Origin of the sequence: Streptomyces hygroscopicus subsp. hygroscopicus, assembly GCF_030269125.1 — a bacterium.
GTDB lineage: Bacteria > Actinomycetota > Actinomycetes > Streptomycetales > Streptomycetaceae > Streptomyces > Streptomyces hygroscopicus_C.
This window is the reverse complement of the sequence record NZ_BSSM01000011.1, coordinates 234172-254867: the sequence shown is the minus strand read 5'-3', so window position 1 is coordinate 254867 and position 20696 is coordinate 234172. Positions and strand designations below refer to the sequence as shown.

The window sequence follows — 20696 nt, the reverse complement described above, 5'->3', positions numbered from 1 at the left end:
AGCTGCCGTATCGAGCCACCACGGGGCCCATGCACCACTGGCACACTGCTCCTCACCGTGTCCCGACATCCTGCACCACTCCGCTGGGGGACACCTACATGGCCCGGTCCCGGGGGGCCCGCAAACCCTCGCAGGGCGACGCCTGGACCCCTGCGCAGCGGGCGGCCCTCCGGGAACGCGGGGGGCCGCCCGCACTCTCGGTGTGCGCGCCCTGCTGACCGTTCAGTAGCGGGTCAGGTCTACGACCACATCGCACAGGGGATCGTCGGTCGGCTTCTGGTCATACTCGTTTTCGAGGTAGCCGGCTGTGATTCCGCCGAGCAGACCGGGGCCGGTGTGGCTGATGATCACGTCGGCGCCGTAGGTGAGACTTCCATCGGGTGCCGTGAGGTACAGCCGCATGCGGTCCCTGCCGGTGATCACCAGCCCCTTGAAGACAGGGAGGTCGGGCGTGTGGTCGGCGACAAGGGCGCGGACGATCCCGGGCAGATCTTCGAAGACCGCTTGGTGGCCGCCCTGGCCCGGAGCCGTCACAGCTTCGCCCAGGCCGGGCACTTGTTCCCCGGCTGGTTCTTGCAGAACGCGTTGATGACGCCGATGGTCTGCCCGCTACCGGCGTCGTATTTTCCGTCTTTAGTCTTGCGTGAGTACTGAACGATGACCACGATTTTCACCATCCTGGGCCGAGGTACGCCGGTCTCGAACGCTACCCCGCCGTACGTGAGGCGTCCGTGATGGTCGTCGGTCTCGGGGTGTTCCTTGACGACGGCCGCGATCGTTCCGCACTTCTTGATGTTGTGGCGGCCGGTGAAGTGCTGCCAGCCGAAATCGGCGTTCCCGTACCGGGTGACGATCTTCCGACCCTGGGGGTCCTTAGCCCGGCACTTGATGCGGCGGTCCCAGGGATGCGGCTGTACGGCCGCGGGAGCCGCAGAAGCGACAGACCCCGCCGACAGGGAGGCCACGGCTGATAACGCTGCTACGACTATTTCGATCTTCCTCATGCCGGGATCACATCATCGACTCTTCCGCGAGAACGATGACAAATCCGGTCGATGCTGCCGAGGCCGCGCGAGGGACTTGGCAAGCGCCGCGCAGCTCCTACCGGGCGCTCACGTAGCGGACGGTGCTGCCGTACCGCGCGACCACCGGGTCCATGCACCACTGGCACAGCGGGCGCCCACCGGCGCCATACTTTTGGGCAGTCCGCTGGCATCCGGCGCACGGGCCGGCCAGGCCGGGCGCTCGCGCGGTCGAGGGGTCCGGCTCCGTCACCGGGGGCGGGGGACTGGTCACGTCGCTCATTGTGTCCTCGTTCTCGGTAGCAGGACGACCGCCACCGGTCGAACGAAGAATAGAACATCACCAGGTCGTGGCGAGTGTCAGACCTGGCCCCTAACGTGGCGGTATGCCCACGCTCTCCCCGTGCTGCGGGCGCGCCCGCATGTCCGCAGACGCTATCAACGACGCGATCCGGCGCCTCATGTCCCGTCCTGCCGACAAGGCCCGGACGAAGGAGTACCAGCGGCTGCTGGAGCAGTGGGCCGACACCTGCCCCCGGGAAGCCCACTGCTGGACCACCGCCGCCCGAAGATGGGTGCGCCCCGCCCCGGTTTTCCACGCCGGGACGGGGCGCTTCACATGCGTCCGAGCGCATCGGCAGCGTGGACACCCTCACCATAGGAGCGGGCACTGACACTGCCTCCCAGCCGGGGGCCTACGACTGCCGGGCGGCGTCCTGCTCCCCCTGCTGGACCCCATGGCACAAAGACGCCCGCCCCCTACCGGACACAGAGCAAGGGGCGGGCGTCCGCCTTGGGTGCAGCGCAGGCGTGGACAGGGCTGCGATACCCGACTCGGTACGGGCCGCGCCGGGAGCGGTCAGTGCACGAACAGGGACACCACCGCGGTGAGGGTGCCGACGACGCCGGCGACCGCGCCGAGTACGCCCAGTGGCCAGCGCCGCGCTTTGAGCGCCTCCAGCTCCGCCCTGAGCGCGTCCAGTTCCTTGCCCGTGTCCTCACGGAGCCGCACCAGGTCCTGCTCAGGTCGGGTTGAGGTAGACCTCGATCGCGCGTAGCCGCTGGTCCTTGTAGCGCTTGCTCGCGGTGCGATTCGTGATGCATTCCCGGGCCCAGTTGTCGAACCGGTAGCGCAACTCGTTGCCGACCGACGGGTCGATGTAGCCCTGGCCCTTCACCCAGCCCGGGGGCCAGTTCTGGCCGGCCTCATCGACGGCTTGCTTGAACAGGTCGGCCGCATCTTTGCCGTCCTCATCGCCGTCGAAACGCTCGTGCTGCCAGCCTCCGGTACGTCGGCCGCCAGCCCTCCACTTCACCTGGTAGCTGAGGATGTCCCCGGCCTTGTTCTTGCGTGGAACGACGCTCGCCATGGGTCGGAACAGTAGCCCTGTGTTCCCGTGGTGTTCCCGCAAGTCTGTGGACGGCGACCGCATTTCGGCCGTTTCCGCAGGTGACACGGCTGGACACGGAAACGGCCGCAGCCCCCGCACAGTGGGCTGCGACCGTTCCGTTCCGACCTGTCCGTGGCAGGCCGGGTCCCAGGGGATCGCGCCGCGGCAGATCAGCTCTGTCGGACCTGTCCGGCGGACCGGTTCCGCCGGACGGGTCCCGGTGGGTCAGAGCGCGAGGCCGGTCAGGACCAGGACGCGCTCGTAGGTGTAGTCCTCCATCGCGGAGCGGACGCCCTCGCGGCCGACGCCGGACTGCTTGGCACCGCCGTAGGGCATCTGGTCGGCGCGGTAGGACGGGACGTCGCCGATCACGACGCCGCCGACCTCGAGGGCGCGGTGGGCGCGGAAGGCGGCCTGGAGGTCGTGGGTGAACACGCCCGCCTGGAGGCCGTACTTGGAGTCGTTGACCGCGGCGAACGCCTCGGCCTCGCCGTCCACCTTCTGCACGCTGAGGACCGGTCCGAAGACCTCCTCGCGGGCGAGGGTGACGTCCGCCGGCAGGTCGGTGAGCACGGTCGGCGCGTACGAGGCGCCGTCGCGGTCGCCACCGGTGAGCAGCGCGGCACCGGCCTCGACGGCCTCCTTGACCCAGGACTCCACGCGCTTGGCGGCGTCCTCGCTGACCAGCGGGCCGACATCGGTCTTGTCGTCGTTCGGGTCGCCGGTGACCTGGGCCTCGACGGCGGCCACGATGCGCGGCAGCAGCCGGTCGTACACGGACGCGTCCGCGATCACCCGCTGCACGGAGATGCAGGACTGGCCGGCCTGGTAGTTGGAGAAGGTCGCGATGCGGTTCGCGGCCCAGTCCAGGTCGGCGTCGGAGGCGAAGTCGCCGAGGACGACGGCCGCACCGTTGCCGCCCAGCTCCAGCGTGCAGTGCTTGCGCGGCACCGAGTCCATGATCGCGTAGCCGACCTTCTCGGAACCGGTGAACGAGATGACCGGCAGGCGCTCGTCCTGGACGAGGGCGGGCATCTTGTCGTTGGCGACCGGCAGGATCGACCAGGAGCCGGCCGGCAGGTCGGTCTCGGCGAGCAGCTCGCCGATGACGAGGCCGGACAGCGGGGTGGCCGGGGCCGGCTTGAGGATGATCGGGGCGCCGGCCGCGATCGCCGGGGCGACCTTGTGGGCGCACAGGTTCAGCGGGAAGTTGAACGGCGCGATGCCGAGCACGACGCCCCGCGGGAAGCGGCGGACGAGCGCGAGGCGGCCCTCGCCGCCGCCGTCGGTGTCGAGACGCTGGGCCTCGCCGCCGTTGAACCGGCGGGCCTCCTCCGCGGCCCAGCGGAACACCGAGGCGGCGCGGCCGACCTCGCCGCGGGCCCACTTGATGGGCTTGCCGTTCTCGGCGGAGATCAGCCGACCGATCTCCTCGGTGCGCTCGATCAGGCGCTTGGCCACGTGGTCGAGGGCGGCGGCCCGCACGTGCGCCGGGGTGGCGGCGAACTCGTCCCGGGCGGCGTACGCGGCAGCCACGGCCTCCTCGACCTGGGCGTCGGTCGGCACGCTGACGGTGCCGACGAGCCGGCCGTCCCACGACGAGGTGACGTCGAGGGTCTCGTCGCCGGTGGCCTGGCGGCCGGCGAGCCAGAAGGCATGGGTGGAAGTCATGTGCGATTCCCGGCCTTTCCGCGTTTGGGGGCGTCCTTGGCTTTCGTGCTCCACGGTAGGGCGGCGAGGGCCGGGGAGCGCTTGTCCGTGCCGTAGCAGTAGCCGCCCCGGGCACTACTGATTGGACTACTACCTCGCCGTCGGACTCCCGCCTCGCCCGCCGCCCGGACTACTGGTCGGACTACTGGTCGGACTACTGGTCGGACTACTGGTCGGACTACTGGTCGGAGGAGGTGGCCTTCAACGCGAGCCACAGCTCCATGCGGACGTCCGCGTCGTCCAGCGAACGCCCAAGGATCTCCTCGACCCGGCGCATCCGGTAACGCAGCGTGTGTCGGTGCACGCCCAGGTCGGCGGCGGCGGCGTCCCACTGCCCGTGCCGGGAGAGCCAGGCGCGCAGCGAGGCGACCAGGTCGCCCCGGCCGGTGGCGTCGTGCTCGTACAGGGCCCGCAGCAGCCCGTCGGCGAACGCCTTCACCGCGTCGTCGGCGAGCAGCGGGAGTACGGACCCGGCGGCCAGCTGCTCGTGCTCGACCAGCACCCGCCCACGGCGCCGGGCCACCGACAGCGACTGCTCGGCCTGCTTGTAGGCGGCCGCGGCGGCGATCGGCCCGGCCGGCGCGGACAGTCCCACGACGATTTCGTCGTCCTCGGCGACCGGGTGCTCGGGCAGCGCCCGCGCCGCCTCCAGCTCGGCCGCCCAGCCGACGCAGGCCGCGACCGCGGCACCGCCGTCCGCGGCCAGCACGACCAGTCGCTCGCCCTCGGGCACCACCAGTAGGGCCTCGCCGGAGCGGGCGGCGGCGGCCTCGACGGTCTCCGTGAGGGTGCCGAGCCGGTCGCCGGTGGCCGCTCCGCGTGGTCCGGGGACCGACTCGGCGACGATCATCCGGAACGGCGCGTCCAGCAGCCCGCCGTACAGGTCGCCGGCGACGGCGCGGGCGTGGTCGGGCTCGCCGGCGAGCAGCATGCGCAGGACGGCGGTGCCGATGCGCTGTTCGGCGGCGTGCAGGGAGCGGGAGCGCTCGGTGGTGAGGGTGAGCAGGGCGATGGCGGAATGCACGGCGTACCGCTCGGCGGTGCCTAGGGCGGCGGCGGTGCCGACGGCGAGGGCGGCGCGGGGGCGGCGGCCGGTGCCGAGGGAGTGCAGTTCGACGCGGTCCTCGTGCTCGGGGCCGCCGACGACGGAGGAGGCGGGGGCGGGCCGCTCCCTGAGCCGCTCCACGTCGGCGGTGAGCCGGGCGGCGCGGCGGCCGGCCCACTCGGGGGCCGCGGCGACGACGGTGCCCGAGGCGTCGTACAGCGCGGCCCATCCGTCGACCTGGGCGGCGAGCGCGGTGAGCAGGCCCTCTGGACCGGAGTTCAGGGCCTGCTTGGTCAGCTCGCGCTGGGCGGCGAAGCCGGCGGTGACGGCGCGGTACTGGTCGGCCGCGATGGCGGCGGAGACGGCCTTGCTGATGGCGAGGAAGGGGGTGCGGCGGGGGACCTCGAGCAGCGGCAGCGCCGCTTCTTCGCAGGCGTCGACGAGGGCCTTGGGGATCTCCTCGTAGTTGACCCCGACGGCGAACCCGAGGCCGACGACGCCGGCGCCTTCGAGCCGACGCACGTACCGCCGCATGGCCTCCGGGTCCTCCGCGTCCAGCTTGAGCGCGGTGATCAGGAGCAGCTCGCCGCCCTCCATGTACGGCACGGGGTCGGCCAGCTCGCTGACGTGCGCCCAGCGCACGGGCACGTCGAGGCGGCCCTCACCGGCGCGGACGGTCAGCTTCAGCGCCGAGTGGTGGACGAGCGAGGCGAGCGTCGGGGGCATGTGGCCTTCACGGTGACGAAGATCTGTCTTGGCCGCCACGTACCAACGGCCTGCCTCAATTCTGCCTCACCGTACGATCGCCCGCTGGCCCCTTCACGCCCTCAGATCCACCAGCAACGGCGGCGCGTGCTCCCCCCGCACACTGGTCAACGACAACACGGCGTGCCCGGCCGGCACCGCGTGCGCCAACTCGGAGGCGGACCAGCGTTCGCGTTCCACTTGGCGGACGGTGACGGCACGGGCGGTGGGCGCCTTCCCGGTGATGACCCGGCGCACCATGTGCACGGCCTTGCCGGCCGGGGTCTCGGCGATGATCTGCCGATCGGTGACGTCCCGGGTCTCCGTCCACTCCTTGCCCCACACCTCGGCGAAGTCCTGTCCGTCCCAGGGGGTGAGTCCGGACAGCGCCATCCGGCAGCCGACGGTGCCGAGCAGCGGGCCACGCAGCGGTCGGGGCACGTCGTCCAGGGTGCGCAGGGTGAGCACGGCGCCGGCGTTCGCCGACCGCAGCCGCTGGATGCCGCGCACCGCCTCCGGGGTGACGACACCGGTGGCGTCGTCGAGGATCAGACAGGCGAACAGCGACCGGTCCTCCCGTACCGCCACGGCGGCCGTGAACTGGGCGAGCACCAGCCGCGCCAGGATCCGGGAGGCGTCGGCGTGGCCCCGCTGGGGCAGGTCTATGCGGACCCGGACCGGATGGTCGAGCGCCTTGAGCGAGAACGGCCGGGTGTGCCCGGAGGTGTCGAAGAAGGCGGCGAAGGCGGGCCGGTCGAGCAGGGCGATCCGGTCGGCGAGCACACTGCCGACATCGCCGGGGTGGGACATCTGCCGCTCCCTGGCGTCCAGTTCGCGCAGCAGAGACTCATGGCTGGTGCCCATAAGCGCCTTGCGGAGGGCGTTCAGCGGGCCGGGTCCGCCGTCGAGGAGCCCGCGCAGTTCGGGCACGGAGGGGAAGCGGCCGTGGACGGCGCGGAAGGGGCCGAGCAACTGGGCGAGGACGGTGGTGGAACGGCGGCTGTCGCTGCCCGGGTGCGGGTCGGCCAGGTCTCCGACGAGTGCCTCGGCCAGTATGACGGCGGCCTCGTCGGGGTCGGTCGTGCCGCCGTACAGATCGAGATCGTACGCGGACTCCGGTCGGCCGATACTGATCACGACGTCGTACGACTCCGCGGGTCCGAGGCCGGCCCCGGCCGCGCCGACCACCACGACCGACGCGCGGCCGGCGAGGGCGTGCAGGCACAGGGACTCGGCGAGCGGCCGGACCAGGGTGCCGGTCTTGCCCGAGCCCGCCGGGCCTACGGCCAGCAGGGAGGTGCCGAGCAGGTCGGTGTCGAGCCCCAGGCCGACGCCCCGGTACTGATAGGGGTTGCGGGGGTCGTCCGCGGTGGTGCCGAGCCGGACCTGGCCGGTGACCAGGTCGTGCCTCGCCTGCCGCACCGGAAGGTCGCGTTGGCCGGAGGGGTGTGCACAGGCGGCTGAGCCGTCCTTCAGCACGGCGCCGGTGAAGGTGGCCAGGCTGTGCCGCCCCGACCGCACCCCGTGCCAGGCCCGGCTGATCCGTGCGTGATCCACATCCCGCATCAACCCCGCCTTCGCCTCCCGCGCCAACCGCTCCGCCGCCTCCTGCGCCCCGGCGGCCCTCAGGTGGGGGAACTCGGCGGGGTCCTGGTCGGGGGTGGGTGGGCGCTCGGTCACGGGCACCGTGGACCGCCAGGCGGGCGGACCGTACCGGCGCCAGACCTCGGCCCACCGGCCGAGACGGCCGACGACGATCAGGATGAGGAGGACGACGAGGACGGAGTAGCCGTCCCAGAGGAGGGCCTGTGCGATCGCGCTGTCACTGTTCTGCCAGGAGTCAGGGACGAGCAGACGTACCGGCAGCACCCACCAGCTGCCGAGGTAGCCGTGCGACAGCAGGGACCACACCAGCCAGCCGACGAGGAACGCGATCAGCGCGCCGCCGATGAGCTGGTGCCCCGGGGTCCGCTCGGGCTCCTGGCGGGGGCGGCTCCGGTGCCCGAAGCGCCACACCCCGGGCGCGGCTTCGGGGCGAGGCGTGCGCAGCCAGGTCAGGAAGCCCGTGCCGTCGGGCCGCGGCGGGGCGCCAGGTGGTGTCGTCGGCCTAGGTGGTACCGCCGGGGCCTCTGGGGGGCGGGTTGGGCGGGGGACCTGGCCCGGGTGGGTTTTGGGTGTGTTGTGGGTTTCGTCGCTCTGCATCCGCCCTGCCCCCTGACCAGCCGTTCCGTCCACCGTCAGCGAGTAATTTAGTGCCTGCGGAGGGGAGTTCGGCGGTTACGGCGCCGGAGCGGGTCCCGCGGGCCCCTCCTGGCCGTACGCTCGCTATGGCCACCGCGGACAACCGCGGCCCCGGACAACGCCCACATGGAGCATGCCCACCTCCCCGTAGCCGTCCTAGCCTGCGAGAAAAGAAGGCAAGCGTCCGTAATACCCCAGGAGCCCCGCATGACCGCACTTCCGCAGGAGCGCCGCGTCGTCACCGCCATCCCCGGCCCGAAGTCGCAGGAGCTGCAGTCCCGCCGTACCGCCGTGGTCGCCCAGGGCGTGGGCTCCACGCTGCCGGTCTTCGTCACGCGCGCCGGCGGCGGTGTCATCGAGGACGTGGACGGCAACAGCCTGATCGACTTCGGCTCCGGCATCGCCGTGACCAGCGTCGGCGCCTCCGCCGAGGCCGTCGTCCGCCGCGCCTCCGCCCAGCTCGCGGACTTCACCCACACCTGTTTCATGGTCACCCCGTACGAGGGCTACGTGGCCGTCGCCGAGGCGCTGGCCGAGCTGACGCCGGGTGACCACGCCAAGAAGTCCGCGCTCTTCAACTCCGGGGCCGAGGCCGTCGAGAACGCCGTCAAGATCGCGCGTGCCTACACCAAGCGGCAGGCCGTGGTCGTGTTCGACCACGGGTACCACGGGCGCACCAACCTCACCATGGCGCTGACGGCGAAGAACATGCCGTACAAGCACGGCTTCGGCCCGTTCGCGCCCGAGGTCTACCGTGTCCCGGTCGCCTACGGCTACCGCTGGCCGACCGGCCCGGAGAACGCCGGCGCCGAGGCCGCCCAGCAGGCCATCGAGCAGATCACCAAGCAGGTCGGCCCGGACAACGTCGCCGCGATCATCATCGAGCCGGTCCTCGGCGAGGGCGGCTTCATCGAGCCGGCCAAGGGCTTCCTGCCGGCCATCCGCCAGTTCGCCGCCGACAACGGGATCGTGTTCGTCGCGGACGAGATCCAGTCCGGTTTCTGCCGGACCGGCCAGTGGTTCGCCTGCGAGGACGAGGGCATCGTCCCGGACCTGATCACCACCGCCAAGGGCATCGCCGGCGGTCTCCCGCTCGCCGCCGTGACCGGCCGCGCCGAGATCATGGACGCCGCGCACGCCGGTGGCCTCGGTGGTACGTACGGCGGCAACCCCGTCGCCTGCGCCGCCGCGATCGGCGCCATCGAGACCATGAAGGAGCTGGACCTCAACGGCAAGGCCAAGCGCATCGAGGAGGTCATGAAGGGCCGCCTCGCCGCCATGGCCGAGAAGTTCGACGTCATCGGCGATGTGCGTGGCCGCGGCGCGATGATCGCCATCGAGCTGGTCAAGGACCGCACCACCAAGGAGCCGAACCCCGAGGCCACCGCCGCGCTGGCCAAGGCCTGCCACGCCGAGGGCGTGCTCATCCTGACCTGCGGCACCTACGGCAACGTGGTCCGCTTCCTGCCCCCGCTGGTCATCGGCGAGGACCTGCTCAACGAGGGTCTCGACGTCGTCGAGCAGGCGCTGGCCCGCATCTGAGGCACCGGGAGCCGGCTGCGGCAGGCCGTGTGAAGAAGGTGTGCGGGGTGCATGACGGGACGGGAATCCGTCTGCCCAAGCGCCCCGGCCTGCCGTAGGTTCTTCTCAGATGAGAGATACACCCCGTCCACGGGGGACCGTGGACGACCTCAGGCCGGGGCCTCCCCAGCTTCGACCTGGTCGTGCCTTCGCGCACAGAACCGGCGCCTGACGCCGGGATCTCCTCACCGATCGGACGGTCGCCGCCCCAAACCCCCCGGGGCGTGCGACGTTCCGGTCCGGACGGCCGCCCCGTGACCACCCCCCCGTTCCGGGGCGGCCGACCTCCTCCCTCCGGACTCCGGCCGACGAGCTTCCCGCGGACGCCGGCCCACGAGCACCCGGACCCCGGGCACCCGGACAACACCCGCACCGCGAGCGCCCTGGCGAACGGGTCCCGGACGTCCTCCGGACGCGATCCCCGGACCTTCCCTCGGCGTCCCCCGTGAGCGGCCCGACGCGGCCCCGGTACGTCCCCCGCGGCACCCGCCTGCCAAGCTGGCACCCGTGTCGAAACCCGCCCGCCGCGCCCTCCTCCTCTGCGTACCGGCCGTCCTCTTCCTCCTGCTGACCTGGCAGGTCGTCGGCCACGGCCCGCTGCTGCGCGCGGACGCCCGCCTCAGCCGGGACCTCGTCCACCCGGACGAGTTCTCGCAGGTCCTCTCCGACCTGGGCGACATCCGGGTCGCCGTCCCGGTTCTCGCCCTCGCCGTCGCCCACGCCCTGTGGCGCGGCCGCGGCGCCGGGGACGCCCGCTGGTGGCTGCCGCCGGTCGCGGCCGCCGTCCTGATGGCGCTGCTCCCGGCGCTGGTGGTCCCGTTGAAGGACTGGACCGCCCGGCCGGGGACCCCCGTGATGCCCCCGGCCGTCGGCTACTTCCCCTCCGGGCACACGGCGACGGCCGCCGTCGCCTACGGCTCCGCGACCCTCCTCGTGCTGCCCTGGCTCCGCTCCCCCGCCGCCCGGCGCACCGCCCTCGCGCTCTGCGCGGCCCTGGTCCTCGGCGTGTCCTACGGCCTGGTCCGGCACGGCTACCACTGGCCCCTGGACGTGCTGGCCAGTTGGTGTCTCGGCGCGGTCCTGCTGACCGCGCTCAGCGCACTGCCCGGGTTCGGCCGAAGCAGCCGTCGAACGTCCTCTGGAACTCCCCGTTCCCAGAGCGGTCCCCGTTGATCGACCGGGTCATCGGACCGTGGGCCGTCGCGCGGGGCATGGACCACCGGAGGTGGGCGCCGCGGCGCGGGTCCTGGCCGCCTCGCCCGGCGGCGCCGAGGTACTGGTGGCCGCTCGGCACGAAGAAGGTCTGCGGCGCCGTGGTGAGCACGAACAGGGAAGCCATACTCGGCCCTTCGGTGACTTCGGTGACTCAGTGGCTGAATGGCCTGAAGGGCCCTCAAGGGCGCGCAGGGATCCGGCGCCGTCCACGAAGACCTCCGCACCACGGCGGGGCGGAGGCCGGAGCGGCACCCCGTCGGGCCCGGAGCGATCACGGCGGCAGGGCATCGGCGCTACCCCTCCTCCCACGGCCCCAGCACCAGGCGCGCCGCCGCCTCGTGCATCGCGAGTTCCAGCAGTGCCGCGTCGGTCAGCGTGCCCGAGCCGTCCGGCGGCACCAGCCACCGCATCCCCCGGGCCGCCCGGCCCGGATGCGGTACGACGATCCAGGTGCCGGCGCCCGCGGTGCGGATGCCGGTGCCGAGCCAGCGGTCCGCGGTGCCCGGCGGCACGAGGAACCCGACCCGGTTGTCGCCGAAGTCGGCGAGCACCGGGCCGGGCCGGCCGAGCACACGGGTCAGCACCCCCAGCGTCGGACGGCCCAGCCGGCCCGGCAGGATCAGCACGTCCCAGGCCCGCCCCGCGGGCAGCAGCGCGACCCCGTGCGGACTGCGTTCCCAGTCCCGGCGGCAGCCCTCGGGGTCCGGCGCCACGGACGCCAGCCACTCCACCGCCGTCTTCGTCCCGCTCATCGAAGGGCCTCCCGCTCTCCTCGCCGGGCGACGCGGTCGCGTCGCCTCGGCAGGAGAGAGGGAGGCCGTCCGGGAGCGTTACGCGGGTTCCACGACCCCGGCGAAGTGACCTGGGTCACGCGAACTAGCTGTCGAAACCCAGGCCCAGCTTGTCCATCGTGCGCAGCCACAGGTTCCGGCGTCCGCCGTGGGCGTCCGCACGGGCCAGCGACCACTTGGTGAGCGCGATGCCGGTCCAGGCGAACGGCTCGGGCGGGAAGGGCAGCGGCCGCTTGCGCACCATCTCCAGCTCGGTGCGCTCGGTGCGCTCCCCGTCCAGCAGGTCGAGCATCACGTCCGCGCCGAAGCGGGTGGCGCCGACGCCGAGGCCGGTGAAGCCCGCCGCGTACGCCACCTTGTCCTGGTGGGCGGTGCCGAAGAACGCCGAGAAGCGGGAGCAGGTGTCGATCGCGCCGCCCCAGGCGTGGGTGAAGCGGACGCCCTCCAGCTGCGGGAAGCAGGTGAAGAAGTGCCCCGCGAGCTTGGCGTAGGTCTCGGGGCGGTCGTCGTACTCCGCGCGGACCCGGCCGCCGTAGTGGTGGACCGCGTCGTAACCGCCCCACAGGATCCGGTTGTCGGCGGACAGCCGGAAGTAGTGGAACTGGTTGGCGCTGTCGCCGAGCCCCTGCCGGCCCCGCCAGCCGATCTCCGCGAGTCGCTCTTCGCCGAGGGGCTCGGTCATCAGCGCGTAGTCGTAGACCGGGACGGTGTACGAGCGCACGCGGCGCAGCAGGCTCGGGAAGATGTTGGTGCCGAGCGCGACCTTGCGGGCGCGCACGGCGCCGTACGGGGTGCGGACGGCCATCCCGGCGCCGTACTGCTTGAGGGTGAGCGCGGGCGTGTGCTCGTACACCCGCACGCCGAGCCGGAGGCACGCCTGCTTCAGGCCCCAGGCGAGCTTCGCCGGGTGCAGCATGGCCACTCCCTGGTGGTCCCACAGGCCCGCCTTGAAGGTCGGCGAGTTCACCTGGGCGCGCACGGCCTCCTCGTCCAGGAAGTCGATCCCGTCGGCGAGGCCCTGCTCCTGGAGTTCCCGGTGCCAGTCGCGCAGCTCCCGGGCCTGGTAGGTCTCGGTGGCCACGTCGATCTCGCCGGTGCGCTCGAACTCGCAGTCGATGCCGTGCCGGGCGACGGCCGCCTCGATCTCGTCCAGGTTGCGCCGGCCCAGCCTCTCCAGCTCGTGGATCTCGTCGGGCCAGCGGGTCAGCCCGTTGGGCAGGCCGTGGGTGAGGGAGGCGGCGCAGAAGCCGCCGTTGCGGCCGGAGGCGGCCCAGCCCACCTCGCGGCCCTCCAGCAGGACCACATCCCGCCGCGGATCGCGCTCCTTGGCGTTGAGCGCGGTCCACAGCCCGCTGTAGCCACCGCCGACGACCAGCAGGTCGCAGGTCTCGGCCCCGGTGAGGGCGGGCTCGGGCCCCGGCTTGCCGGGGTCTTCCAGCCAGTACGGGACCGGCTGGGCTTCGGAGAGAGAGGCGATCCAGTTGTCTCGGCCACGACTCATGGCGCTTGGGGCCATGATTTCAACTCCCTACAGAGCTTTGCGTTTTTCGGCTTTACGCCTTTTGACTGTTACGGCGATTGTTGATCAGCATCGACACCAGGACCAGCACCACGGCGAGAAGGAACATGGCCGTACCGATCACGTTGATCTGAACGGGCGTTCCGCGCTGCGCCGAGCCCCACACGAACATGGGGAAGGTGACGGTCGAGCCGGCGTTGAAATTGGTGATGATGAAATCGTCGAAGGACAGCGCGAAGGACAGCAGCGCGCCCGCGGCGATTCCGGGTGCCGCGATCGGCAGGGTGACCCGCAGGAAGGTCTGCACGGGCCCGGCGTACAGGTCCCGGGCGGCCTCCTCCAGCCGCGGGTCCATCGACATCACTCGGGCCTTGACCGCGGTGACGACGAAGCTGAGACAGAACATGACGTGGGCGATCAGGATCGTCCAGAAGCCGAGCTGCGCGCCCATGTTGAGGAACAGGGTGAGCAGCGAGGCGGCCATGACGACCTCGGGCATCGCCATCGGCAGGAAGATCAGCGAGTTGATGGCGCCGCGGGCGCGGAAGCGGTAGCGGACCAGCGCGAAGGAGATCATCGTGCCGAGAACGGTGGCGCCCAGGGTCGCCCAGACGGCGATCTGGAGGCTGATCGACAGCGAGTTGCACATGTCGGCGACGCCGCACGGCTGCTTCCAGGCGTCCAGCGAGAACTGCTGCCACTGGTAGTTGAAGCGCCCCTTCGGCTTGTTGAAGGAGAACACGGTGACGATGACGTTCGGCAGCAGCAGATACGCGAGGGTGAGGACTCCCGCGATGACGACGAGATGGCGCTTGAGCCAGTTGACGACGGGCATTTAGACCAGGTCCTCCGTCCCGGACCGGCGGATGTAGATCGTCACCATGGCCAGGATCGCGGCCATGAGGATGAAGGAGAGGGCCGCCGCCGTCGGATAGTCCAGGATCCGCAGGAACTGCGTCTGGATCACGTTGCCGATCATCCGGGTGTCGGTCGAGCCGAGGAGTTCGGAGTTGACGTAGTCACCGGCCGCCGGGATGAAGGTCAGCAGCGTTCCGGAGACCACGCCCGGCATCGACAGCGGGAAGGTCACCTTGCGGAAGGTGGTCCACGGCTTGGCGTACAGATCGCCGGCCGCCTCGTGCAGCCGTCCGTCGATCCGCTCCAGCGAGGTGTACAGCGGCAGGATCATGAACGGCAGGAAGTTGTACGTCAGCCCGCACACCACCGCGAGCGGGGTGGCCAGCACCCGGTCGCCGGCCGTCCAGCCGAGCCAGTTGGTGAGATCGAGGATGTGCAGCGAGCCCAGCGTGTGCACCACGACGCCGTTGTCGGCGAGGATCGTCTTCCAGGCCAGGGTGCGGATCAGGAAGCTGGTGAAGAACGGCGCGATCACCAGGATCATGATCAGGTTGCGCCAGCGGCCCGCGCGGAAGGCGATCAGGTAGGCCAGCGGATAGCCGAGCAGCAGGCACAGCACGGTGGCGCCGGCCGCGTAGCACAGGGAGCGCACGAACTGCGGCCAGTACTCGGACAGCGCGTCCCAGTAGGTCGCGAAGTGCCAGGTGACCTTGTAGCCCTGCTCCAGGGAGCCCGTCTGCACGGACGTGGAGGCCTGGTACACCAGGGGCAGCGCGAAGAAGACGACCAGCCACAGGATGCCGGGCAGCAGCAGCCAGTAAGGGGTGAACCGGCCGCGCCTGCGCGGGGGTTCGGCCGCCGGTTCGGCGGGGGCGAGCGGCGGGGGCGCCTCGGTGAGTGTCGACATCAGGCGGCTACCTCTTCCTCGGTGCCCGCGTCGATGTCCTGGGCCGCGTCCAGGCCGAAGGTGTGCGCCGGGCTCCAGTGGAGGACGACATCGGCGCCGGGGACCAGGCGGGCGTCCCGCTCGACGTTCTGGACGTAGACCGAGAGTTCGGCGCAGGCCCGGCTTTCGACGACGTACTGCGTGGAGACGCCGATGAAACTGGCGTCGACGATCCTGCCCGTGAGGCGGTTGCGGCCCTCGGGTACGGCGCCCGCGTCGTCGGCGTGGGCGAGCGAGATCTTCTCGGGGCGTATGCCGACCAGCACCCTGCCGCCGGCCGGAGTGGGCGCGCTGCATCGCGCGGCGGGCAGCACCAGCTTGTCGCCGCCGGCCTTGAGCACGATGTCGTCGCCGCTCCTGGCGTCGATCTCGGCCTCGATCAGGTTGGAGGTGCCGAGGAAGTTGGCGACGAAGGTGGTCCCCGGGTTCTCGTACAGATCGGTGGGCGAGCCGAGTTGCTCGACGCGGCCGCCGTTCATCACGGCGACCGTGTCGGCCATGGTCATGGCCTCCTCCTGGTCGTGCGTGACGTGGATGAAGGTGATGCCGACCTCGGTCTGGATGCGCTTGAGCTCCAGCTGCATCTGGCGGCGCAGCTTGAGGTCGAGGGCGCCGAGCGGCTCGTCGAGCAGCAGCACCTTGGGGTGGTTGATCAGCGCGCGGGCCACGGCGACGCGCTGCTGCTGGCCGCCGGAGAGCTGGTGCGGCTTCTTGCGGGCCTGCTCGCCGAGCTGGACCAGGTCCAGCATCTCCTCGACCTGCTTCTTGACGCTCTTGATGCCGCGCCGGCGCAGACCGAAGGCGACGTTCTCGAAGATGTCGAGGTGCGGGAAGAGGGCGTAGGACTGGAAGACCGTGTTCACGGGCCTCTTGTACGGCGGCAGGTGGGTGACGTTCTGGTCGCCGAGGTGCACGGTGCCGCAGGTCGGCTCCTCCAGGCCGGCGATCATGCGCAGCGTGGTGGTCTTGCCGCAGCCGGAGGCGCCGAGCAGCGCGAAGAAGGAGCCCTGGGGCACGGTCAGGTCCAGCGGGTGCACGGCGGTGAAGGCGCCGTAGGTCTTGCCGATACCGGAGAGGCGGACGTCGCCGCTGTTGTCTGTCGTCATCGTGGTCGTCACGCCCCTGTGAGCTTGGAGAACTTCTGCTGGTAGGCGGTCTCTTCCTTCTGCGTCAGCGCGCGGAAGGCGTGGGACCTCGCCTGCATGGCCTTGTCGGGGAGGATCAGCGGGTTGCTCGCCGCCGACTTGTCGATCTTGGCCAGGTAGGGGGCCACTCCCGCGACGGGGCTCACATAGTTGATGTAGGCGGCGAGTTCGGCCGCGGGCTCGGGCTCGTAGTAGTAGTCGATGAGCCGTTCCGCGTTCGTCTTGTGGCGCGCCTTGTTGGGGATCAGCAGGTTGTCGGTCGACGTCATGTAGCCGCTGTCCGGGATGACGTAGCCGATGTCCGGGTTGTCCGCCTGGAGCTGGACGATGTCACCGCCCCAGGCGACACAGGCGGCGAGGTCGCCCTTGGCCAGGTCGGAGGTGTAGTCGTTGCCGGTGAACCGGCGGATCTGGCCCTTGTCGACGCCCTTCTGGAGCCGGGCGATGGCCGCGTCGTAGTCGTCGGCGGTGACCTTGGCGGGGTCCTTGCCGAGGTCGAGCAGGGTCATGCCGATGCTGTCGCGCATCTCCGTCAGGAAGCCGACACGCCCCTTGAGCTTGGGGTTGTCCAGGAGGTCGGAGACCGACTTCACCTCGACGCCGTCGAGGGCCTTCTTGTTGAAGGCGATGACCGTGGAAATGCCCTGCCAGGGGTAGGAGTAGGCGCGGCCGGGATCCCAGTCGGGGGCGCGGAACTGGTCCGAGAGGTTGGCGAAGGCGTGCGGCAGGTTGGCCGGGTCCAGCTTCTGGACGTAGCCGAGCCGGATCATGCGGGCGGCCAGCCAGTCGGTCAGGACGATCAGGTCGCGGCCGGTGTCCTGGCCCGCGGCGAGTTCCGGCTGGATCTTGCCGAAGAACTCGTCGTTGTCGTTGATGTCCTCGGTGTACTTGACCCGGATGCCGGTCCGTTTGCCGAACGCGTCGAGAGTGGGGTGGCGTTTGCCTTTGTCGTCGACGTCGATGTACTCGGGCCAGTTGGAGAAGTTCACGACCTTCTCCGTGGCCGAGTGGTCGTCGGCCGACACGCCGCCCTGGGTCTTGTTCGCGGCGGGGATGCCGCAGGCGCTCAGCGTTCCGAGGCCGCCGATCGCGAGCGCGCCCCCGGCGGAGGCGCGCAGCAGCGAACGACGGGTCAGCGCTGCCCTGCCGTCTCGGTGACTGCGGCGTAGGGCGGCCGTTTCAACCGGCGTCAGGCGGTCGGGCTCGTAACTCTCCATGCGCGTCATGGCCTTTCGGGAGGGGAGGGGATGCCCGGTCGAGGGCCGGGGCGTCGTGCCCGGTGGGAAACGGACCGCGGGTGGGGGTTCCGCGGCCGGGGGGCGGTTCCTACCGGGCCCCGAAGATCGTGCGGTGCCAGTCCTTGCGGACCGCCGCCGTGTTGTCGAACATTACGTGCTTGACCTGCGTGTACTCCTCGAAGGAGTACACGGACATGTCCTTGCCGAAGCCGGAGGCCTTGTAGCCGCCGTGCGGCATCTCGCTGATGATCGGGATGTGATCGTTGATCCAGACGCAGCCCGCCTTGATGTCGCGGGTGGCGCGGTTGGCCCGGTAGACGCTGCCGCTCCAGGCGGAGGCGGCGAGGCCGTAAGGAGTGTCGTTGGCGAGCCGGATGCCCTCGTCGTCGGTGTCGAAGGGGAGGACGACGAGGACGGGACCGAAGATCTCCGACTGGACGATCTCGCTGTCCTGGGCGGCGTCGGCGATGAGGGTGGGCCGGTAGTAGGCGCCGCCTGCCAGGTCGCCGCCAGGGGCCTCGCCGCCGGTGACCACGCGGGCGTAGGAGCGGGCGCGGTCCACGAAGCCGGCGACGCGGTCGCGCTGCGCGTGCGAGATGAGCGGCCCGAGGTCGGTGCCGGGGGCGAACGGGTCGCCGAGCCGCACGGTCTCCATCAGGGCGGCGGTGCGCTCCACGAACGCCTCGTACAGCGGCCGTTGGACATAGGCGCGGGTGGCGGCGGTGCAGTCCTGGCCGGTGTTGATGAGCGCGCCGGCCACGGCCCCGTTGACGGCGGCGTCCAGGTCGGCGTCGTCGAACACGACGAACGGGGCCTTGCCGCCCAGCTCCAGGTGGAGCCGCTTGACGGTCGAGGTGGCGACCTCGGCGACGCGCTTGCCGACGCCGGTGGACCCGGTGAACGAGGTCATGGCGACGTCGGGGTGCCCGACCAGGTGCTCACCGGCCTCCTTGCCGGCGCCGGTGACGATGTTGATCACGCCGTCCGGGATGCCCGCGGCGGTCGCGGCCTCGGCGAACAGGAGCGAGGTCAGCGGGGTCAGCTCGGCGGGCTTCAGCACGATGGTGTTGCCCGCGGCGATCGCCGGGAGCACCTTCCACGCGGCCATCTGGAGCGGGTAGTTCCAGGGCGCGATCGACCCGACGACACCGATCGGCTCGCGCCGGACGTACGACGTGTGGTCGCCGGAGTACTCGCCGGCGGCCTGCCCTTGCAGATGCCGTGCGGCGCCCGCGAAGAAGGCGGTGTTGTCGATGGTCCCGGGGACATCGAACTCACGGGTGAGCTTGAGCGGTTTGCCGCACTGGAGCGACTCCGCGCGGGCGAGGTCCTCGGCGCGGTCGGCGAGCACGGCGGCGAAGCGGTGCAGGGCGTCCGAGCGCTCGCCCGGGGTGGCCGAGGCCCAGCCGGGGAACGCCTCGCGCGCTGCCGCGACGGCCGCGTCGACGTCGTCGGCGCCGGCCAGCTCGTAGGTGTACACCTCGGCGCCGGTGGCCGGGTCGACCACGGCGTGGGTGCGCCCCGAGGTGCCCTTGGCCGAACGGCCTGCGATGAACTGCGCGCCGTCCGCGAAACGGTCCGCTGCGGGAAATCGTTCCTGGGTGGCGGTGCCCGGGTTGTGCATGTCGCTCTCCTCCGCCGATCGCCCCGTTCCAGGGGCGGGTGGCGTAGCTCCAGCTCGATTTGAGTGCCGATCCTGACAGAGCCATTAGCCTCCAACAAGTGATTCCGTTGTTGCCTTTTGGTTACGCGACGGAATCTGTCGACCAGGTGTCGAGTCGGGCATGGAAAAGCCGGACGGAGTGTCAGTGGTGCGTGCCAGACTCGCGTGCATGGGGACGATCAATGGCCTGGAATCCCTGGTCAACGAGGTCCGGGCGGGGTCCCGGATCAAATATCTGCACTTCTGGGGCCACCGGCCGCGGCCGGACGGCAGTATCGGCGCGAGCTGTCTGAGCCAGTGGTGGCCCTCGCCCTTCGTGGTCGGGGGCATCCGGTACGCGACGGCGGAGCACTGGATGATGGCGGCCAAGGCCAGGCTGTTCGGCGACCCCGAGGCCGAGCGCCGCGTCCTCGCCGCGGCGCATCCCGCGCAGGCCAAGAAGGCGGGGCGCCTGGTCCGCGACTTCGACGAGGCGATATGGGAGCGGGAGCGGTTCCGGATCGTGGTCGAGGGCAGCGTCCACAAGTTCGCCGCGGACGAGGCGCTGCGCGCGTATCTGCTGGGCACGGGTGAGCGGGTGCTGGTCGAGGCGAGCCCGGTGGACTCGGTGTGGGGCATCGGCCTCACGGCGGACGACGAGGCGGCGGGCGACCCGGAGCGCTGGCGGGGGCTGAACCTGCTGGGTTTCGCGCTGATGGCCGCCCGGTCGGAGCTGGCGGGGGGTCAGGTACGGCGATGCCCGCCGGGCCGCGTCCTGCGGTCCGGCGGGCAGGGATCGGAGCGTCCGCCCCGGAGGGGGAGCGGGGCCCGACTGCGCGGCCCCGGGTGAGATCAGCGCTCCGCCGCCACCGACGGGACGGCGTGGAGGGAGCCGTAGTACGGGTCGTCGTTGGTCGAGTCGTCGTTGATCGCGGCGGTGATGCCGATCGCGAGCAGCACCATCACGGCGACGCCGACGATGATCCCGATGACGCCCATGATCAGGCCGGCCTGGGCCTGCCCGTGGTTCGTCGCCTCGCCGCGCTCGGCGCGGCGCCGGCCCTTGACGCCGAAGACCACCGCGAGGATGCCCAGGATCAGGGAGGCGATGCCGTACAGGCAGAACAGGCAGATGGACAGGATGCCCAGCACCATCGCGGCGGTGCCCATGCCGTTCTGCGGGGCTATGGGCATGCCGGTCCAGCCGTAGCTGCCCGTCGGGTAGCCGGGGTAGCCGTATCCGCCGGCGGGCGGCGCGGACACCGGGGGTACGCCGGGCCCGGTGGGCGCGATCGGCGGGGGCGGCACCGGGTCACCCGTGCCGGGGGCGCCGAAGGCGGGCGGGGCCGGGACCGGCGCGCCGAAGCCCGGGGTGCCCCCGGCGGGCGGGGCGGGCGGGGCGAAGCCGGGCTGGGCGAACCCGCCGGTCGGCAGGTCGGTCACGGTGGCCTGGTCGTGCACGGACGGCGGCTGGACCGGGGGCTGCCCCACGCCCGGTGCGGTGGGCTGGTTCTTGTCCAGCGACAGCCGCTGCTCGGGCGGCGCCCACGGGTCGTGGCCGCCGCCGGCCGCCCCACTCGACTGCGTTCCGTCTGACACGCGTACTTC

At 71.4% G+C, this 20696-nt stretch carries 17 protein-coding genes and 2 pseudogenes; 3 read left to right on the top strand and 16 right to left on the bottom strand.

What is annotated here, in order from left to right; genetic code table 11:
* Positions 1-222: 222 nt before the first annotated feature.
* From QSK45_RS24525 to QSK45_RS24495, 7 genes are all read right to left on the bottom strand, one after another.
* Positions 223-555, bottom strand: coding sequence for a hypothetical protein (locus tag QSK45_RS24525; RefSeq protein ID WP_285560367.1), 333 nt, complete (start codon positions 553-555; stop codon positions 223-225).
* Entirely contained in the window at positions 531-1004 is a 474-nt protein-coding gene (locus tag QSK45_RS24520) for a hypothetical protein (RefSeq protein ID WP_285560366.1), read from the bottom strand. The genes QSK45_RS24525 and QSK45_RS24520 overlap by 25 nt, the downstream gene beginning before the upstream one ends.
* Before the next feature lie 877 nt (positions 1005-1881).
* On the bottom strand, positions 1882-2034 hold the full coding sequence (locus QSK45_RS24515; RefSeq protein ID WP_285560364.1) for a hypothetical protein: 153 nt from the start codon (positions 2032-2034) through the stop codon (positions 1882-1884).
* 10 nt (positions 2035-2044) lie between these two features.
* Complete coding sequence (locus QSK45_RS24510; protein WP_285560362.1) at positions 2045-2392, bottom strand: hypothetical protein; 348 nt, start codon at positions 2390-2392, stop codon at positions 2045-2047.
* 246 nt (positions 2393-2638) lie between these two features.
* Positions 2639-4084, bottom strand: a complete 1446-nt coding sequence (locus QSK45_RS24505) for an aldehyde dehydrogenase family protein (RefSeq protein ID WP_285560360.1) — start codon at positions 4082-4084, stop codon at positions 2639-2641.
* A gap of 217 nt (positions 4085-4301) precedes the next feature.
* Positions 4302-5894 (bottom strand): PucR family transcriptional regulator, encoded by a 1593-nt coding sequence (locus tag QSK45_RS24500; protein ID WP_285560358.1) that lies wholly within the window; start codon positions 5892-5894, stop codon positions 4302-4304.
* 93 nt (positions 5895-5987) lie between these two features.
* On the bottom strand, positions 5988-8114 hold the full coding sequence (locus tag QSK45_RS24495; RefSeq protein WP_285560357.1) for an ATP-binding protein: 2127 nt from the start codon (positions 8112-8114) through the stop codon (positions 5988-5990).
* Between the two features lie 246 nt (positions 8115-8360).
* On the opposite strand from QSK45_RS24495, the gene gabT reads away from it, so the two are divergent.
* Both gabT and QSK45_RS24480 read left to right on the top strand, forming a co-directional pair.
* A complete protein-coding gene (gene gabT, locus QSK45_RS24490; RefSeq protein ID WP_285560355.1) occupies positions 8361-9695 on the top strand; it encodes a 4-aminobutyrate--2-oxoglutarate transaminase in 1335 nt (444 codons plus the stop codon).
* 546 nt (positions 9696-10241) lie between these two features.
* A complete protein-coding gene (locus QSK45_RS24480) occupies positions 10242-10907 on the top strand; it encodes a phosphatase PAP2 family protein (protein ID WP_490993610.1) in 666 nt (221 codons plus the stop codon).
* Positions 10908-10933: 26 nt separating this feature from the next.
* Here QSK45_RS24480 and QSK45_RS38605 read toward each other — a convergent pair.
* The 8 genes and pseudogenes from QSK45_RS38605 to QSK45_RS24445 all read right to left on the bottom strand — a co-directional run.
* Positions 10934-11061 (bottom strand): annotated as a pseudogene (locus tag QSK45_RS38605) (chitinase); the annotation flags it as partial.
* A gap of 181 nt (positions 11062-11242) precedes the next feature.
* Complete coding sequence (locus QSK45_RS24475; RefSeq protein ID WP_285560353.1) at positions 11243-11701, bottom strand: hypothetical protein; 459 nt, start codon at positions 11699-11701, stop codon at positions 11243-11245.
* Positions 11702-11825: 124 nt separating this feature from the next.
* Positions 11826-13256, bottom strand: a complete 1431-nt coding sequence (locus QSK45_RS24470; protein ID WP_285560351.1) for an NAD(P)/FAD-dependent oxidoreductase — start codon at positions 13254-13256, stop codon at positions 11826-11828.
* Positions 13257-13293: 37 nt separating this feature from the next.
* Entirely contained in the window at positions 13294-14094 is an 801-nt protein-coding gene (locus QSK45_RS24465; RefSeq protein ID WP_285560349.1) for an ABC transporter permease, read from the bottom strand.
* On the bottom strand, positions 14095-15024 hold the full coding sequence (locus tag QSK45_RS24460; protein ID WP_285560347.1) for an ABC transporter permease: 930 nt from the start codon (positions 15022-15024) through the stop codon (positions 14095-14097).
* Complete coding sequence (locus QSK45_RS24455) at positions 15024-16169, bottom strand: ABC transporter ATP-binding protein (protein WP_285560500.1); 1146 nt, start codon at positions 16167-16169, stop codon at positions 15024-15026. The genes QSK45_RS24460 and QSK45_RS24455 overlap by 1 nt, the downstream gene beginning before the upstream one ends.
* 8 nt (positions 16170-16177) lie before the next feature.
* Positions 16178-17425 (bottom strand): polyamine ABC transporter substrate-binding protein, encoded by a 1248-nt coding sequence (locus QSK45_RS24450; protein ID WP_285560345.1) that lies wholly within the window; start codon positions 17423-17425, stop codon positions 16178-16180.
* Between the two features lie 109 nt (positions 17426-17534).
* A complete protein-coding gene (locus QSK45_RS24445; protein ID WP_285560344.1) occupies positions 17535-19070 on the bottom strand; it encodes a gamma-aminobutyraldehyde dehydrogenase in 1536 nt (511 codons plus the stop codon).
* A gap of 208 nt (positions 19071-19278) precedes the next feature.
* On the opposite strand from QSK45_RS24445, the pseudogene ybiA reads away from it, so the two are divergent.
* Positions 19279-19836, top strand: a pseudogene (ybiA, locus tag QSK45_RS24440) (riboflavin biosynthesis intermediates N-glycosidase); the annotation flags it as partial.
* A 104-nt stretch (positions 19837-19940) separates the two neighbouring features.
* Here ybiA and QSK45_RS24435 read toward each other — a convergent pair.
* The gene (locus QSK45_RS24435) at positions 19941-20687 is read right to left on the bottom strand and encodes a DUF4190 domain-containing protein (protein ID WP_285560342.1); all 747 of its coding nucleotides are present in this window, start codon (positions 20685-20687) and stop codon (positions 19941-19943) included.
* Between the last annotated feature and the right edge of the window lie 9 nt (positions 20688-20696).

Coding starts and splice junctions, on each gene's coding strand:
- QSK45_RS24520 (WP_285560366.1), bottom strand. CDS start 1,004: ATGAGGAAGATCGAAATAGTCGTAGCAGCGTTATCAGCCGTGGCCTCC.
- QSK45_RS24510 (WP_285560362.1), bottom strand. CDS start 2,392: ATGGCGAGCGTCGTTCCACGCAAGAACAAGGCCGGGGACATCCTCAGC.
- QSK45_RS24505 (WP_285560360.1), bottom strand. CDS start 4,084: ATGACTTCCACCCATGCCTTCTGGCTCGCCGGCCGCCAGGCCACCGGC.
- QSK45_RS24500 (WP_285560358.1), bottom strand. CDS start 5,894: ATGCCCCCGACGCTCGCCTCGCTCGTCCACCACTCGGCGCTGAAGCTG.
- QSK45_RS24495 (WP_285560357.1), bottom strand. CDS start 8,114: ATGCAGAGCGACGAAACCCACAACACACCCAAAACCCACCCGGGCCAG.
- gabT (WP_285560355.1), top strand. CDS start 8,361: ATGACCGCACTTCCGCAGGAGCGCCGCGTCGTCACCGCCATCCCCGGC.
- QSK45_RS24475 (WP_285560353.1), bottom strand. CDS start 11,701: ATGAGCGGGACGAAGACGGCGGTGGAGTGGCTGGCGTCCGTGGCGCCG.
- QSK45_RS24470 (WP_285560351.1), bottom strand. CDS start 13,256: ATGGCCCCAAGCGCCATGAGTCGTGGCCGAGACAACTGGATCGCCTCT.
- QSK45_RS24465 (WP_285560349.1), bottom strand. CDS start 14,094: ATGCCCGTCGTCAACTGGCTCAAGCGCCATCTCGTCGTCATCGCGGGA.
- QSK45_RS24460 (WP_285560347.1), bottom strand. CDS start 15,024: ATGTCGACACTCACCGAGGCGCCCCCGCCGCTCGCCCCCGCCGAACCG.
- QSK45_RS24455 (WP_285560500.1), bottom strand. CDS start 16,169: ATGACGACAGACAACAGCGGCGACGTCCGCCTCTCCGGTATCGGCAAG.
- QSK45_RS24450 (WP_285560345.1), bottom strand. CDS start 17,425: ATGGAGAGTTACGAGCCCGACCGCCTGACGCCGGTTGAAACGGCCGCC.
- QSK45_RS24445 (WP_285560344.1), bottom strand. CDS start 19,070: ATGCACAACCCGGGCACCGCCACCCAGGAACGATTTCCCGCAGCGGAC.